The sequence below is a fragment of the Flavobacterium daemonense genome (assembly GCF_007341385.1).
Lineage (GTDB): Bacteria > Bacteroidota > Bacteroidia > Flavobacteriales > Flavobacteriaceae > Flavobacterium > Flavobacterium daemonense.
This window is the reverse complement of the sequence record NZ_VJYD01000006.1, coordinates 171169-187447: the sequence shown is the minus strand read 5'-3', so window position 1 is coordinate 187447 and position 16279 is coordinate 171169. Positions and strand designations below refer to the sequence as shown.

Annotated in this window: 20 protein-coding genes; 17 read left to right on the top strand and 3 right to left on the bottom strand. The window is 34.5% G+C overall.

Translation table 11 applies throughout. The features are described 5' to 3' along the window. Window positions 1–331: 331 nt before the first annotated feature. The 13 genes from FND99_RS10075 to FND99_RS10020 all read left to right on the top strand — a co-directional run bounded on the left by FND99_RS10075 (window position 332) and on the right by FND99_RS10020 (window position 8237). Window positions 332–817 carry an SRPBCC family protein gene (locus FND99_RS10075; protein WP_144337862.1) on the top strand — a complete coding sequence of 162 codons (486 nt, stop codon included), beginning with the start codon at window positions 332–334 and terminating at the stop codon, window positions 815–817. Window positions 818–852: 35 nt separating this feature from the next. Then, window positions 853–1278, top strand: a complete 426-nt coding sequence (locus FND99_RS10070) for a hypothetical protein (protein WP_144337861.1) — start codon at window positions 853–855, stop codon at window positions 1276–1278. 1 nt (window position 1279) lies between these two features. Continuing rightward, window positions 1280–1495, top strand: a complete 216-nt coding sequence (locus FND99_RS10065; protein WP_144337860.1) for an ArsR family transcriptional regulator — start codon at window positions 1280–1282, stop codon at window positions 1493–1495. 71 nt (window positions 1496–1566) lie between these two features. Next, window positions 1567–1935, top strand: a complete 369-nt coding sequence (locus FND99_RS10060; protein ID WP_144337859.1) for a nuclear transport factor 2 family protein — start codon at window positions 1567–1569, stop codon at window positions 1933–1935. A gap of 61 nt (window positions 1936–1996) precedes the next feature. Beyond that, a complete protein-coding gene (locus tag FND99_RS10055) occupies window positions 1997–2422 on the top strand; it encodes a DUF1801 domain-containing protein (RefSeq protein ID WP_144337858.1) in 426 nt (141 codons plus the stop codon). Window positions 2423–2715: 293 nt separating this feature from the next. Further along, the gene (locus FND99_RS10050; protein ID WP_144337857.1) at window positions 2716–3813 is read left to right on the top strand and encodes an MBL fold metallo-hydrolase; all 1098 of its coding nucleotides are present in this window, start codon (window positions 2716–2718) and stop codon (window positions 3811–3813) included. Window positions 3814–3902: 89 nt separating this feature from the next. Then, window positions 3903–4427: a GNAT family N-acetyltransferase gene (locus FND99_RS10045; protein WP_144337856.1), complete on the top strand. Its 525-nt coding sequence runs from the start codon at window positions 3903–3905 to the stop codon at window positions 4425–4427. A gap of 168 nt (window positions 4428–4595) precedes the next feature. Next, window positions 4596–5720: a lactonase family protein gene (locus tag FND99_RS10040; RefSeq protein ID WP_144337855.1), complete on the top strand. Its 1125-nt coding sequence runs from the start codon at window positions 4596–4598 to the stop codon at window positions 5718–5720. Between the two features lie 235 nt (window positions 5721–5955). Next, window positions 5956–6213 (top strand): GNAT family N-acetyltransferase, encoded by a 258-nt coding sequence (locus FND99_RS20305; protein ID WP_246074204.1) that lies wholly within the window; start codon window positions 5956–5958, stop codon window positions 6211–6213. Next, window positions 6191–6481 carry a GNAT family N-acetyltransferase gene (locus FND99_RS20300; RefSeq protein WP_246074203.1) on the top strand — a complete coding sequence of 97 codons (291 nt, stop codon included), beginning with the start codon at window positions 6191–6193 and terminating at the stop codon, window positions 6479–6481. Before FND99_RS20305 ends, FND99_RS20300 begins: the two co-directional genes overlap by 23 nt. Window positions 6482–6602: 121 nt before the next feature. Next, on the top strand, window positions 6603–7070 hold the full coding sequence (locus tag FND99_RS10030) for an SRPBCC family protein (protein ID WP_144337854.1): 468 nt from the start codon (window positions 6603–6605) through the stop codon (window positions 7068–7070). Window positions 7071–7177: 107 nt separating this feature from the next. Beyond that, a complete protein-coding gene (locus tag FND99_RS10025; RefSeq protein WP_144337853.1) occupies window positions 7178–7546 on the top strand; it encodes an iron chaperone in 369 nt (122 codons plus the stop codon). A 7-nt stretch (window positions 7547–7553) separates the two neighbouring features. After that, window positions 7554–8237, top strand: a complete 684-nt coding sequence (locus tag FND99_RS10020) for a 2'-5' RNA ligase family protein (protein ID WP_144337852.1) — start codon at window positions 7554–7556, stop codon at window positions 8235–8237. An 86-nt stretch (window positions 8238–8323) separates the two neighbouring features. On the opposite strand, the gene FND99_RS10015 is transcribed toward FND99_RS10020, so the two are convergent. The 3 genes from FND99_RS10015 to FND99_RS10005 are packed head-to-tail and all read right to left on the bottom strand — an operon-like array spanning window position 8324 to window position 11300. Further along, complete coding sequence (locus FND99_RS10015) at window positions 8324–8686, bottom strand: VOC family protein (RefSeq protein WP_144337851.1); 363 nt, start codon at window positions 8684–8686, stop codon at window positions 8324–8326. Window positions 8687–8708: 22 nt separating this feature from the next. Next, a complete protein-coding gene (locus tag FND99_RS10010; RefSeq protein ID WP_144337850.1) occupies window positions 8709–9134 on the bottom strand; it encodes an SMI1/KNR4 family protein in 426 nt (141 codons plus the stop codon). A gap of 18 nt (window positions 9135–9152) precedes the next feature. Continuing rightward, the gene (locus tag FND99_RS10005) at window positions 9153–11300 is read right to left on the bottom strand and encodes a cation:proton antiporter (protein WP_144337849.1); all 2148 of its coding nucleotides are present in this window, start codon (window positions 11298–11300) and stop codon (window positions 9153–9155) included. Window positions 11301–11598: 298 nt separating this feature from the next. Here FND99_RS10005 and FND99_RS10000 point away from each other — a divergent pair, with 298 nt between their 5' ends. The 4 genes from FND99_RS10000 (at window position 11599) to FND99_RS09985 (ending at window position 16214) form a co-directional block, all read left to right on the top strand. Then, window positions 11599–13026, top strand: a complete 1428-nt coding sequence (locus FND99_RS10000; RefSeq protein ID WP_144337848.1) for an L-serine ammonia-lyase — start codon at window positions 11599–11601, stop codon at window positions 13024–13026. A 92-nt stretch (window positions 13027–13118) separates the two neighbouring features. Then, window positions 13119–13937, top strand: a complete 819-nt coding sequence (gene panB / locus FND99_RS09995; protein WP_144337847.1) for a 3-methyl-2-oxobutanoate hydroxymethyltransferase — start codon at window positions 13119–13121, stop codon at window positions 13935–13937. 182 nt (window positions 13938–14119) lie between these two features. Further along, window positions 14120–14809 (top strand): RluA family pseudouridine synthase, encoded by a 690-nt coding sequence (locus tag FND99_RS09990; protein ID WP_144337846.1) that lies wholly within the window; start codon window positions 14120–14122, stop codon window positions 14807–14809. A gap of 76 nt (window positions 14810–14885) precedes the next feature. Beyond that, window positions 14886–16214, top strand: a complete 1329-nt coding sequence (locus FND99_RS09985) for an aldehyde dehydrogenase (protein WP_144337845.1) — start codon at window positions 14886–14888, stop codon at window positions 16212–16214. Window positions 16215–16279: the final 65 nt, after the last annotated feature.

The following is a 16279-nucleotide window of genomic DNA, read 5'->3' as shown; positions in this document are numbered from 1 at the left end:
TGTAGAGATTACGCTCAGAAACCCGACAGGTTTTAAAAATCTGTCGGGTTTACAAACGAACGGATTTATACATAAATCAAACTGGACTGAAGTCCAGCCCTACAATATACATCGAGCCGAAGGCTCTTTTCAAAGTTCCGAAGGAACGAATCATATTGTAGAGCTGGACTTCAGTCCAGTTTAGATAAATGCATAACAAATAACAAACAGAACGAGTTTACAATTCATGTCAAAATTGTCTGATTCTACCCTTAAAATTGTCTTCTAGACACCCTAACTAATTGATTTTTAAAAGATAACTTTGATTATTCAACTTTTTAAAAATTATATGATGAGCACAGAAAATTTTAGCACAACAATACAAGTCGATCAAACACCACAGGAAGTTTTTAATGCCGTTACCAATGTTCGAGGCTGGTGGTCTGAAGAAATTGAAGGAAATACAGCAAAACTGAATGATGAATTTGATTATCATTTTGAAGATATTCACCGCTGCAAAGTAAAATTGATCGAAGTAATTCCGAATCAGAAAATTGTTTGGTTGGTTGAAGAAAACTACTTCAAATTCACCGAAGACAAAACGGAATGGACAAACACGAAACCAACTTTTGAAATTTCAGAAAAAAACGGCAAAACAGAACTTCGTTTTACACATTTTGGTTTAGTTCCAGATTACGAATGCTTTGATATTTGCAGAGATGCTTGGACAAATTACATTCAGAACAGTCTTAAAAAACTCATTACCACAGGAAAAGGCGAACCAAATGCAGCGGGAAAACCACAAACAGAAAACGAAAAAAAGCTTTCTTCAAAATAATTTTATAAATTAGTGATTCTAAAAAATCCTAGTTTATGAACCCTATTTTAAGAAATACTTTGGCCGTAATCATTGGTCTTTTTGTTGGAAGCATTGTAAATATGAGTATAATTTTAATAAGTGGTTCGATTATTCCGCCACCAGATGGCGCTGATAATACAACTATGGAAGGGCTCAAAGCAACCATGCATTTATTTGAGCCTAAACATTTTCTTTTCCCTTTTTTGGCACACGCTACAGGAACATTTGCGGGAGCGGCTGCGACTGCAATAATTGCATATAATCATAAAAAGAAACTAGCGCTGGTTATTGGCGCTTTCTTTTTATTGGGTGGTATCGTAAGCGTTTGCTCTTTGCCATCACCAATTTGGTTTACGGTCGTTGATTTAGTTTTTGCTTATATTCCAATGGCATATTTGGCTTTGAAATTAACTTGCAAAAGAAAACCTTACCTTCATTAAAATGAACAACAAACCGACAAAAGTCAAACCGGCTAAAATATGTTACGAGCACATTGGCGGAAAATTAGGCCAATTGCTCGCCATAACTTTTGCCGAAAAAGGATGGATTGCAAAGGAAAATCCTGCTGATAAACACTTTTATATCACCGAAATCGGGATAATAGAATTCGGGAAACTCGGAATTGATCTTTCTGAAATAAAACTTGAAGATTTCTAAAAAAATGCCCCAAATTCTGTAATACCGCAGCTTCAAATTTCTTAACTTAGTTCGCTTTTATATTTAAAATTATGACTAGGAAAGAAATTGCCCGAGACTTCTTAAAACTTGCTGCAAACGGACATTCACACGAAGCATTCCGACTCCATGTTAGCAAAAAATTTAAACATCACAACGCTTATTTTAAGGGCGATGCCGATACTTTGATGCTTGCAATGGAAGAATCGGCAAGGACAAATCCGAATAAAATTTTTAAAATTCATCATATTTTAGAAGACGACAATCTGGTTGCGGTTCACTCGCATTTAAAACAAAACTCAGAAGATATTGGTTTTGCCGTAGTTCATATTTTGAAATTTAAAGAGGACAAAATTGTAGAACTTTGGGATTTGGGTCAGCCGGTTCCCAAAGAAACAATCAACGAAAACGGAATGTTTTAAATTAATTGTTAATGGTGAATTGTTAATTGTAAATTATTAACGAAAACCGAAAACTAGACAAATGGCTAAAAATAAAACGAACGAAACCCAAAGCAGTGTTGCTGACTTTATAAACACTTTTGTTGATGATGAGGCAAAAAAAAATGACGCTTTTGAGCTTATAAAAATCATGGGGAAAACTAGCGGTTTTGAAGCTAAAATGTGGGGTCCAAGCATTGTTGGTTTCGGAAGTTATCATTACAAATACGCAAGCGGTCATGAAGGTGACGCGCCATTAGCAGCTTTCTCACCTAGAAAAGCGGCGATTTCACTTTATCTGCATTTACCAGCCGAAGAAAGAGAAGAATTACTGGTAAAACTCGGAAAACATAAATCGGCAAAAGGCTGTGTTTATGTCAAAAAACTGGCTGATATTGATGTTGAAATTCTTAAAAAAATGGTTTTGATTTCGGTAAACGAGCTACGAAAACAATATCCTTCAAACTAAATATTAAAATGCTCTCAGAAAATAGTTCTCAACAACAAATCGATGATTTTATATTAGAATGTTTCTTTGCGACAGTTATAATTACGGTTTTTGTTTTATGCTTGTACAAACGTAAAAAAGTCTATAAATATATTACTGAAATTGAAACTTATAATAATCTTCCAAACATCCGATTATATGTTGGTTTAGTGCTCTTGATTGTCGTATGTCTAAAATTTCTTTACGACTTTTTTTGCAAAATTTTCTCTTAAACGTATTAATTCAATAAAACAATATCCTTCAAACTAAAAAATATGACTCTTACCTTATTTCTTCTTTTTATCGCCATTGTGATCTATTTTTTATATCATCCTCGATATGGAAAAAGACCTGCCGGCGAACGACTTGCACTAATACAAAAATCACCTCATTATAAAAACGGAAAATTTGAAAATGAAAGTTTCACGCCCGAACTTGCCGAAGGTTACGGGTATTTTGATGTGTTAAAAGAATTTTTCTTCAAGAAAGTAGATCGCAAAATTCCGACCGATGTTATTCCGTCTGTAAAAAACAATCTGCATGAAATTCCGTTAGACCAGGATATTCTGGTTTGGTTTGGACATTCGTCTTATTACATTCAGCTTGCAGGAAAACGTTTTTTGATTGATCCCGTTTTCAGTGGCAACGCCTCGCCTATTTACGGCACTACAAAAGCTTTTAAAGGAACTGATATTTACACTGCTGACGATATTCCAGAAATTGATTATTTATTGATTACGCATGACCATTACGACCATTTGGATTTTGCAACAATTATGGCGCTGAAACCAAAAATCAAAAAAATAATTACGGCGCTTGGTGTTGGTTCACACTTTGAATTTTGGAAGTTTCCATCTGAAATTATTATCGAAAAAGACTGGCATGAAAAAATAGAATTGGATCAGAATTTAACGATTTATACAGCTCCTACGAGACATTTTTCGGGCAGAAGCATTAAACGTTGTAATACGCTTTGGACATCTTTCATTCTGGAAACCAAAGATTTTAAAATGTATCTAGGTGGTGACAGCGGTTATGATTCTCATTTTGCTAAAATTGGCGAAAAATACGGCCCTTTTGATATTGCGCTTCTTGATAACGGGCAATATAATCCGGCTTGGAAATACATTCACAATCTGCCAGAAGATGTAATAAAAGCGATGAAAGATTTGAACACCAAAAGAGTTTTCCCGGTTCATTCGTCAAAATTCGCACTAGCACTTCATCCTTGGGACGAACCTTTGATCAAAGTAACCGAATTGAATAATTTGTCTGAAAATCCAATTCCGCTAATCACACCAAAAATTGGCGAAATCGTTGAACTGAAAAATGAAAATCAGGAATTTCAACAATGGTGGAAAGGGATTAGATAATGATTAATTGTTAATTGTTAATTGTTAATTGTTAATTGATAATTGAAAAACCTGAAACTTGATCCCGAAGCCTCGGGAGAAACAAAAAAATGAACAACTATAACATTAGAAACGCAAATCCTTCAGAATTTGAAGAAATTGGAAAACTTTTAATCCGTGTTTATTCGGCTTTAGAAGGATTTCCAAAAGAAAATGAACAGCCCAATTATTATAAAATGCTGGCAAATATTGGCGATTTTACAAAACTTCTAGAAACCGAGCTTTTGGTCGCTGTTGATGAGAACAATAAAATTGCCGGAGCTGTTGTTTATTTTAATGATATGCAGTTCTACGGCTCTGGAGGTACTGCTACTCAGGAAAAAGATTCGGCTGGATTTCGTTTACTTGGAGTTGATTTTGAAGCCAGAGGACAAGGAATTGGAAAACTTTTGACTTTGAAATGTGTTCAAAAAGCATCTGAAAATAATCGCAAGCAAATCATTATTCATTCGACATTAGCAATGAAAACAGCTTGGAAAATGTATGAAAATATTGGATTCAAAAGATCTGAAGATTTGGACTTTATGCAGGGAGAACTTCCTGTATTTGGATTCAGATATTTATTAATTCCCTAAAAAAATGAGCTAATTCTTTTGTCACCCTTAGCGAAGTCGAAGCGTACAACACAAAATTTTCGCCACAAATTTCACGAATTTCCGCAAATTCAATTTTAATTGGTGAAAATTCGTGAAATTCGTGGCAAACAACTAAACTTGAAACTTTAAACCTGAAACAAAAAAAACTTGAAACTAAAATTAACCTTTATTGCAGTTGCTTTTTTAGCAACTTTAAACCTTTTTGCTCAAAATACGTATGTCTTTTTGGGTTCGTATAACCGTGATAAATCTGCTGAAGCGATTCAGGTTTATCAATTGGATACTGTGAGCGGAAAATTAATGAAAACAGCATCGGCAAAAAACATTATTAATCCCTCTTTTTTAGCTGTTTCGCCAAATGGAAAATATATTTACGCCTGTACAGACACCAAAACGCCAAATGCGGGAAGCATAAGCAGTTTTGAATTTAATCCAGAAAATAAAACGCTGACTTTTTTAAACAGCCAAAGAAGCGGCGGCGAAAATCCGGTTTATGTAACGGTTCATAAAAGCGGTAAATGGATTGCAAATGCCAATTATACAGAAGGAAGCGTTTCTGTTTTCCCGATTTTAGAAAACGGTAAAATAGATTCCATTGCGCAAAATTTTCAATACATGGACGGAAGTACGCACAAAGAAAGACAAACGCGTTCACATGTTCATTCGGCTATATTTTCACCTCAATTTGATTACCTGTTTTTGCCGGATTTAGGTGCTGATAAAATCCGTTGTTATGCATTTGATGAAAATCAGAAAAAGCCATTGATCGAAACAAAAAATCCTTTTACAAAAACAGATTTAGAAGCCGGACCGAGACATTTTGCTTTTCATCCAAATCAAAAATTTGGGTATTGCATTGAAGAAATGGCTGGGCAAATAAGCGTTTATAAATATGATAACGGCGTTTTGAATAAAATACAGCGAATTGCTACGCACCCTGATAAAATTAAAGAGGGATTTGAAAGTTCGGACATTCATATTTCGCCAGACGGGAAGTTTCTATATGCCACAAATAGAGGAAAAGAAAACAATATTGCCATTTTTACAATTGATGAAAATGGTCTTTTAAAAAACATTGGCTACCAATCAACTTTAGGAAAACATCCGAGAGTTTTTGCCCTTGATGAAAGCGGAAAATTTTTAATTGCTTCGAATGTTAATACTGGAAATGTGGTCGTTTTTAAACGAAATGCTAAAACCGGAATGCTAAAAAAAGTTGGAAAAGAAGTGAAAATGGAAAATGTTTCTTGCGTTCAGATTAAAAGGATTTGATATTGCCCACAGATTTAACGGATATAGCTGATTGGCACAGATTGTTTTTGTCATTTCGATCTTGAGGCTTCGGGAAAGAAATCACACTCGAGAATCGACAAAGATTGGCGATTATCTTTGCGGATTTGCTTGTGTGATTTGCTTCGCCTGTTCGCTATCGCTCGGGTCTCCTTTCAGTCGAAATTGACAAACTTGATATTTAATCTTTCTGAAAAAAAAACTAAAACAAAAAATTATGGCCACAAATAATTTCAACTTACAACCAGAAGTTCTAGAAAACGAAATCTCGAAATTAATTCCGTTAGAGGAAAAACATTTTGAAGCATTATTTGAAGCGGCTTCCGACCCATTGATTTGGGAACAGAATCCCGTAAAAAACCGTCATGAAAGAGAGGGTTTTAAAACTTTTTTTGACCTCATAATTACAAAAAATCCGTTCTTAATTCTTGATAAGCAAACCAATGAAGTAATTGGGAACGACCAGTTTTTATGATTATAATCCAGAAAAATCAAGCGTTGGAATTGGCTACACTTTCATTACACGAAAATATTGGGGCGGACCTTATAATAAATCAAACAAAAAATTATTGATCGATTATGCATTTCAGCACGTTGATTCGGTGCTTTTTCATGTTGGAGCAGAAAATTTCCGTTCTCAAAAAGCGGTTTTAAAACTCGGCGCAGAAAAAATCAATGACATTATGTTTAATATAAATGGCGTTGATGTACCGTATTTTGAATATGAACTTCGTAAATCTTAGAATGTCATTTGTGAAATGTAAAATGGTAATTGTGAAAAAGAAGAAAGATTTTTTTAAGAACTAACTTTTAATATTTACTTATATTTACATTCACTCATAACTTCTAACGTCTTGCATAAAAATGAAAACAGAAAACAACAAATTCGCAAAAGCCGAAATGCTGATTAGAAAACCTGTTTCAGAAGTTTTTCAGGCTTTTACAGATCCAGAAATCACTAGTAAATTTTGGTTTACTAAGGGTTCCGGAAAATTAGAAGAAAACCAAAAAACAGAATGGACTTGGGAAATGTATGGTTTCTCACTTTCGGTTACGACATTGGTTTTACAAGAAAACAAGAAAATTGTTATTGAATGGGGAAATCCCGATGAAATCACTTTAGTAGAATGGATTTTTTCGCCACTAAATGAAAATGAGACTTTTGTGAGCATAACAAATTCTGGCTTAAAAGGCGATGCTGATAAAATAATCGATCAAGTTCGTAATTCAACAGAAGGTTTTACTTTAGTTTTAGCTGGCGCAAAAGCATATTTGGAACATAAATTGCAATTGAATTTGGTTTTAGACCGATTCCCGAAAGGGTTAGCTTAATTTTTGTTTCATGTTTTTTTTAGTTTCTCCCGAGACTTCGGGATCAAGTTCCGCTCGAAACCTGAAACCTGAAACTTGAAACCTGAAACTTGAAACAACTAAAAATCATGGAAACAAAAAAACCAGCAAATATTGACGAATACATTGGTACTTTCCCAGATGAAGTTCAGGAAATTCTGGAGAAAATCAGAATGACGATTCAAAAAGCGGCACCAGATGCCAAGGAGAAAATCAGTTATTCGATGCCGGCTTTTGAGCAAAACGGAATTGTAGTTTATTTTGCAGCTTTTAAAAATCACATTGGACTTTATGCTTTGCCAAGTGGTCATGAAGAATTTAAAGAGGAACTTTCAAAATACAAATCAGGCAAAGGTTCGGTTCAATTTCCGTTAAAAGACAAAATGCCGTATGATTTAATCACCAAAATTGTAAAATTTAGAGTGAAAGAAAATCTGGAAAAGGCGAAAAAGAAATAAATTTTAAATGAATTTAACTGAACACTATAATCAACTTTACAAAACATCTGCTGAGGCTATTTTGGCAGGAAAATATGCTATTGATTCAGAGTTGAAAAACGAATTGGATTCCCGTTTCGGAATAACGTTGTTAATTCGCCCAAGCGATGAAATAAAAGCAAATATGCAGCTTTTTATCAATGAATTAAAAAAGGCAGAACCAGAGCAATATTTTTATCCTGATTCTGATATTCACATTACGGTTATGTCGATTATTTCATGTTCAGAGAAGTTTCAGCTAAATCAGATTTCACCAAATGATTATATTCAGCTAATCTGCAAAAGTATGGTTGATGCCGATAAAATTAAAATTCATTTCAGAGGAATTACGGCCTCATCTTCTGCCCTAATGATTCAAGGTTTTCCAACGGATGAAACTTTGAATAATTTCAGAAACAAATTGCGAGAAAATTTCAAAAACTCCGATTTACAGCAAACTATTGACAGCCGTTACACAATTTCTACGGCGCATTCTACCGTTATGCGTTTTCAGGAACCGCTTCATAATCCGAAGAAATTAATTGAAATTGCGGATAAATTTCGTGATTATGATTTTGGAGAATTTGAAGTGAAAAATCTAGAATTGGTTTATAATGACTGGTACCAACGCAAAAGTACTACTCGTGTTTTGGGAAATTTTGGCTTGAGATAGTTTGTTTTTTTGCCACTAATTCCACTAATTTTCAGATGCTCCAAAATATAATTCGTGAAAATTCGTGAAATTCGTGGCAAACAAAATCACTTTTTAAACGTTCCAAAATGCCATAAAATACCAGCTGGATCGTGAAGAAAACATTCGCTTCCCCAATCTAAATGGCGAGTTGGAGTTAATTTTACATCATATTTTTCCGTTAAATTAAGTGCTAAAAGTTCGTTGTAATATCGAACTGCATCGTCAACTTCAAGAAAAACCATCGTGTTTTCTATCCAGCTTTTATCGTAATAATCCTGAAGATAAAATGCAAATTCTCCGCTTTTAAAAACAGAAAAATTAGATTCTAAAACGCCCTCTTCAAATCCTAAATCGCGATAGAAACTTCTTGATATTTCGAAGTCTTTTGCTCCTATGAAGGGACGTATTGATTTTATATTGTGAGTCATTTTTTTTAAATTTTGTCATTTACTAAAACCATTCAACTCCTTTATCAAGTCGATCCAAAAAGTCAATAAATGAATTTCCTATTTCAACATGATATTTTGTATTTAAATCAATAAAAGGCGAAAGGATAATTTTTATAGAATTATTATCCTCAAATTCAATTCCTATAAATTCTCCGCTTCCATTTGTTCCAATAGCAAGTGTTTGTGGTAATTTTTCAAATATATGATACTCTAAGTTTGCATCAATAATTTCTTCGAAACTCCAAAGTTTTATGAACTCAGCTCCAATAAATTGATCAATTCCTAAATAATTTTCAACAAAGAAAACATAGTCTTCTGGAAGATCAAATTTTAAATGTACTTGAATATCTTCAATCTCGACTGAAGAATTCTCATCACGTTTTGGAAAATCATACTTTATAAAAATCTCTTTTAATTCTTCTGTCATAAAATGATAAATAAATCTTTATCCCTTCTTCAAAATACTTCCCAAACCACGACCAATTTGTTCGATTGCTTCCAAACCTTTTGTCAATGGTGTTGAACTAAAATCTTCATAAGCGTCCATAGAACTTTCTTTTCTATCATCTTGTGGATAAACCAGAATTATGTTATTCTCACTAAACGATTTTTCAAATCTCTGTGGAAGCCTTTCAAAAATAGATTGATACGAAACCGAACCTTTTCGAGACAAATTAAAAACAATCAAATCGGTTGCTTTTATTTCGTCTGAAATCGATTCAAAATTATCCCATTCAATAACGCTTTTAAAACCAAATTTTGCGTTTAATCTTAAATTATTTGCAATTCCTTGAATGGCTTGATGCGTTTTATAATCGGCATAAAGTACAATCGGAATACTTAATTCTTGAGACAATCTACAGATTTTCTGCAATAAAAGATGGAAACCAATTCCTCTTTCAGAAAATGGCGGACAGATAAAAACCAGTCTTTTTTCTTCTACAAAATTCGTCGGGAAACGGCATATGAATAAGCTTTTATCGACATTATTGATAATTGAATCTACGTTTTCTCCAAAAATTTTATCCAAAAATCCCGTCTTTTTCGGCCAACCAATAATCACAATATCTGACATGATTTCTTTGGAAGTTCTGGCAATTCCGCTTGCAGGATTATGGTCAATTCTGGCAATTGTATTTATTTTTACTTCTGAAGCAGAGCCTTGAATAACAAATTTATCAACCGCTTTTCGATACTTCAAAATGTTTTTTTCCGCCTGATCATTATTCGGAACAATCGTCAATAACGTAACAGGGTTTGATGATTTTTTATCTTTAATCAAAAGCGCAAAATCCAACAAACTTGCCGTTGCCGAAGTTTTTGCCAGCGGAATCAAAATATGTTCATCTAAAATTTGATCATGACTAGCATCTTCATGCGAGATTTCTTCTTCGCAGATTGCAATTTTCTTGGCCGCTTTTTCAGTCGCAAAAGAAGCCACGATACAGGTAATCAAAATCAGAATAATAGTTCCGTTTAAGATGTTTTCATCCAGAATTTTAGCTTTAAAACCCACTAAAATCACGGCCAAAGTTGCCGCAGCGTGCGCACTGCTTAATCCAAAAATAAGCTGTCTTTCTGTTTTAGTATATTTAAAAACAATCTGTGTAAAAAAGGCTGCTGTCCATTTTCCAAAAATAGCCACAACGCTCAAAGTTGCCGCAACAATCAATGCCGTCGGTCCGCTTAAAATCACACTTACATCAACCAACATTCCAACAGAAATCAGGAAAAACGGAATAAATAATGAATTTCCGATGAATTCAATTCGGTTCATTAAAGCAGACGAATGGGGAATTAAAGGATTCAATGCCAAACCAGCAACGAACGCACCAATAATAGGCTCTACTCCTGCTACTTCAGCTAAAAAGGCTGCGAAGAAAACCACTGAAAGCACAAAAATATAATGCGCGTGTTTTTCACTTTCAAGCTTCTTAAAGAACCATTTTGCAATTCTTGGAATCACCAAAAACATAATCGCAGAAAATATTGCCAAAGAAACCGTCAATTTTATCCAAAAAGCCTGATTTAGACTTCCTTGACTGCTTCCCATAATAACGGCCAAAATGATCAAAACCGCCGTATCTGTCAATATAGTTCCTCCAACAGTAATGGCAACTGCTTGATTTTTAGCAATTCCTAATTTGCTTACAATTGGGTACGCCACTAAAGTATGCGTTGCAAACATGCTCGCTGTTAAAAAACTCGCATTGAATTCATAATGAAGCAAATAATAACAAACCGGAAAACCTATTGAAAGCGGAATAATAAAGGTGAAAAATCCGAATAGAAGACTTTTGTTTCGATTGGCCTTAAACTCGTTCATGTCCAGCTCAAGACCGGCAATAAACATGATGTATAAAAGCCCAATGGTTGAAAATAAATTTACTGCCGAATTTTTCTCTAAAAGATGCAAACCATGAGGCCCAATAATGACTCCCGAAATAATTAGTCCGATAATCCCAGGAATATTTATCTTTTTTAATAAAATTGGGGACAGCAGAATAATAAAAAGTATTAGAGAGAAAATCAATACTGGATTGGTAAGCGGTAATTCGAATTCGTGTAAAAAATGCCTGAAAAATTCTATCATATTGTAATTTTATGCTTTGTGGTATTTAATTGCAAAAAGACATTTTCAGAATTAAAAAAAATCTTGACGTAATTTTTAATTATACCAAACAATTTAAGCTGTTTTAGTGTTAGGCTCTCTACAAAAATACCGAAAAAACGCTAACTTTCTACGTAAACTGCATATTAAGCAATTAAATTTATTTTGTTGCCAAATTATTAATATTTAATACCTTTTTTAACAAAAATGCAACATTAACAATCAAAAGCGAATCATCATTGCATTATTCAATTATCTTTGTGATAACAAAATTGAAACAATGGAAGAATGTATCTCTGTTTTTGATATGCTTAAAATTGGTGTTGGACCTTCATCCTCACACACTTTGGGTCCTTGGAGAGCCGCAGAACGCTTTTTAGAAGAGTTGAAAAGCGAATCTATTTTAGATCAAATCAAGCGTGTAAAAGTCGATTTGTATGGCTCGCTTTCGTTAACTGGAAAAGGGCACGCTACAGATTTGGCCGTAATGCTGGGTTTGAGCGGACAGGATCCTGAATATATTCCGGTCGAAGATATTGCCGGAATTATCAAAACTATTGAAGACAAACATGAAATTATTTTGGCCAATCAATACACGATCCCATTTTATTTTCTACAGGATATTGTTTTCAATAAAGACTTTCTGCCTTTTCACGCCAACGGTTTAAAATTTACAGCCTATAAAAATGACGATTCCGAATACGAATCGACTTTTTATTCGATTGGTGGTGGTTTTGTTGTGAAAGAAGAACGCGAAAATGCCAAAATAAAAGAAGTTATAAAATGTGCTTTTCCGTTCCCAGTTCAAAATGCTGTTGAACTTTTGAATTATACGATTTCTGAAAACAAATCGATTTCTGAAATTGTTTACGAAAATGAAAAATCGATGCGTTCTGAAGAGGAAATTCATTCAGAATTGATGCGCATTTGGAATACGATGCTTGAATGCATGTACATAGGTTGCCACTCCGAAGGAATTCTTCCCGGCGGACTTCATGTGCGAAGAAGAGCTTTTGATATGCATCAAAATTTAATTGGCTTATCAAATTATACGGATCCGCAATCTTGGTTGGAAGAAATCAGAAAAACTGAAGTTAAATTCCGCCAGATTTTAAAATGGGTAAGCTGTTTTGCTTTGGCTGTAAATGAAGTAAACGCTTCTTTAGGAAGAGTGGTTACAGCGCCTACAAATGGAAGCGCAGGCGTAATTCCTGCTGTTTTAATGTATTATATGGTAATTGAAAACCATAATGCGGGCGAAAAAGAAATCAAACAATTTTTAATGGTTGCCGGAGAAATTGGAAGTATCTTTAAAAAAGGATCAACTATTTCAGCCGCAATGGGAGGTTGTCAGGCCGAAATTGGCGTTTCTTCATCAATGGCCGCAGCGGCGTTATGCGAATTAATGGGCGGTACTCCTGCTCAGGTTTTAATGGCTGCCGAGATTGCTATGGAACATCATTTAGGTTTAACATGCGATCCAATTGGCGGTCTGGTTCAGATTCCGTGCATCGAAAGAAATACAATGGGCGCCATAAAAGCGATAAATGCAGCAGAATTAGCTCTTGAAACCGATTCAAAAAACGCAAAAGTACCTCTTGACAAAGTTATCAACACCATGTGGGAAACGGCTAAAGACATGAATTCCAAATACAAAGAAACCTCTGAAGGCGGATTAGCAATTGCGGTTAATATGGCCGATTGTTAAAATATATTACTTAATTTTGCAAACTAAAAATCACGTTTTAAAGGCATAAAACTGCTTTTAAAATCATTATAAAAAACTAAAACTACTACAGAATGTCAGTTGCTAAAAAAGATTATAAAAGAATCACTACCAAATCATTAATTGAAATGAAAAGCAATGGAGAAAAAATCTCTATGCTTACGGCGTACGATTTTACAATGGCCAAAATTGTTGATACCGCTGGTGTTGATGTGATTTTAGTAGGTGATTCGGCATCAAATGTGATGGCGGGACACGAAACAACTTTACCTATTACTTTAGATCAGATGATTTATCATGCTTCATCGGTTGTTCGTGCTGTGGAAAGGGCTTTAGTTGTAGTAGATTTGCCTTTTGGAAGTTATCAGTCGGACCCAAAAGAAGCTTTGCGTTCTTCTATCAGAATCATGAAAGAAAGCGGCGGACATGCTGTAAAATTAGAAGGCGGAAAAGAAATTAAAGAATCAATCAAAAAAATATTAAATGCTGGAATTCCAGTTATGGGACATTTGGGTTTAACACCTCAGTCTATTTACAAATTTGGAACTTACACGGTAAGAGCAAAAGAAGAACAAGAGGCAGAAAAATTAATGGAAGATGCTAAAATCCTTGAAAAATTAGGCTGTTTTGCAATCGTTCTTGAAAAAATCCCTGCTGATCTTGCTAAAAAAGTAGCCGACAGTATTTCAATTCCTGTTATTGGGATTGGTGCCGGTGGCGGTGTTGACGGACAAGTTTTAGTTATTCACGATATGCTAGGAATGAACAATGAATTCAGTCCGCGTTTCTTGCGTCGTTACTTGAATTTATACGAGCTAATGACCGGAGCAATTGGTCAATATGCTGCCGATGTGAAGTCAAAAGATTTTCCAAACGCTGGTGAACAATATTAATTTTTTAAGCTTCTGAGATGCTAAGGTACTAAGGGACTAAGTTTTTTTAGGTTTTAGTTGCAAAGGTTCATAGGAACAAAGGTTTAAAAATCAAATTGCCTCCAGCTTTAGCTGGAGGTTCTTTTTAAGATAACATCAAAGGCTTTAGCCGAATTTCTTCAAATAATTCGAAATTCTTCATTATGAAAATTATTTCCAATAAAGACAACTTACAGATATTGCATGAAGACAATCACATTATTGTGGTCAACAAACGCGTGGGAGATATTGTACAGGGAGATAAAACGGGCGACAAACCTTTGTCTGATGTTGTGAAAGAATATATTAAAGCTAAATATAATAAACCGGGAGACGTTTTTTTAGGCGTTATTCATCGTTTAGATCGTCCTACAACTGGAATTGTGGTTTTCGCCAGAACTAGTAAAGCTTTGTCACGAATGAACGAGTTGTTCAGCAATCGCGAAACTAAAAAAACATATTGGACGGTTGTTAAAAATAAACCTCTAGAAGCATCAGCAAAACTGGTTCATTATCTTAAAAGAAACGAAAAAAACAATACTTCAAAAGCGCATTTAAAAGAAGTTCCAGACAGCAAACTAGCAAGTTTGGATTACAAAATAATTAAAGAACTTCAAAATTATACAGCTTTAGAAATTAATCTTCATACAGGACGTCATCATCAAATTAGAGCGCAATTGTCGGCAATTGGTTCTCCAATAAAAGGAGATTTAAAATATGGTGCCGATCGCAGCAATCCTGACGGAGGAATCCATCTTCATGCAAGAAAACTGGTTTTTGTGCATCCTGTTTCTAAAGAAAATATTACAATTATTGCGCCTGTTCCAGACGAAACAATTTGGAACGCTGTGTGATTTTTATGATATAATTGTTAATTTTTTAAATTTTATCGATTAACTTGCATAGTCATAGAAACAAGCTAATCATAAAATGGACTACAAAAACGACATCGGATACAGAAAAGAAACGCTTAAAAAACTGTTGTACAACATTCAAAAAAGCGAAGATTTAATTGTAAAAGCGCTGTACGATGATTTTAAAAAACCAGAATTTGAAGCTGTTTTAACGGAAACAAACTATGTTATTTCGGAATTAAAAGATACCATCAAAAACATTAATTCTTGGGCAAAACCTAAAAACATTTTTCCGTCACTTCTCAATTTCCCTTCAACCGATTATATTTTTAAAGAACCCTACGGAAAAGTTCTAGTAATTGCACCTTGGAACTACCCTTTTCAATTAGCACTTTGCCCATTAATTGCTGCTGTCGCTGCCGGAAACAGAGTGGTTTTAAAACCTTCAGAACTCACACCGCACACCTCAGCTATTATTGCTAAAATCATTTCTAAAACATTTCATGTCAAACATGTAGAAGTTGTTGAAGGAGGTGTTGAAGTTTCAGATAAATTGTTGGCAAAACGCTGGGATTATATCTTCTTTACGGGTAGTGTTGCTGTCGGGAAAATTGTTGCCAAAGCTGCTGCCGAAAACTTAACCCCTGTAACTTTAGAATTGGGCGGAAAAAATCCTTGCATAATTGATGAAACCGCCAATTTAAAACTGGCTGCAAAACGAATTGTCTGGGGAAAATTCATCAATGCCGGTCAGACTTGCATTGCACCCGATTATATTCTGATTCAAAAAAACATGAAAGTTAATTTCATTACTTTTTTGATTGATGAAATCTTAAAAGCCTACGGAAAAAAAATAGACAAATCACCTGATTTTGCCCGTATCATCAATACTAAAAACTGGCTTCGTCTGGATAGCATGATCGAACGCGAAAAAGTGATTTTTGGTGGCGAAACTGATGCTGAAAAACTATACATTTCGCCAACTTTGATCGAAGAACCAGATTTAGATAGCCCTGTAATGAAAGAAGAAATTTTTGGTCCTATTTTACCAATTCTTTCCTATGAAAATGAAGCTGATATTGAAAATGTAGTTAGCAAGTACGAAAAACCATTAGCATTTTACGTTTTTAGCGAAAACAATACTTTTGCAAAAAAACTAATCACAAACTACTCTTTTGGAGGTGGTTGCATCAACGATACAGTAGTTCATTTTTCAAACAAAAGACTTCCTTTTGGCGGTGTTGGTCACAGTGGCATCGGGGCTTATCATGGCCAGCTGAGTTTTGATATTTTCTCTCATCATAAAGCCGTCGTAAAAAAAGGGAACTGGCTCGACTTACCTATGCGATACGCTCCGTATAAAGACAAACTGACTTCTCTTAAACGATTATTAGACTGGCTTTAAGCTCTTAAAAAATGTCTTTGTTAATTTTGTAGATTATCATATGTAATTGATTAAAAATACTATAT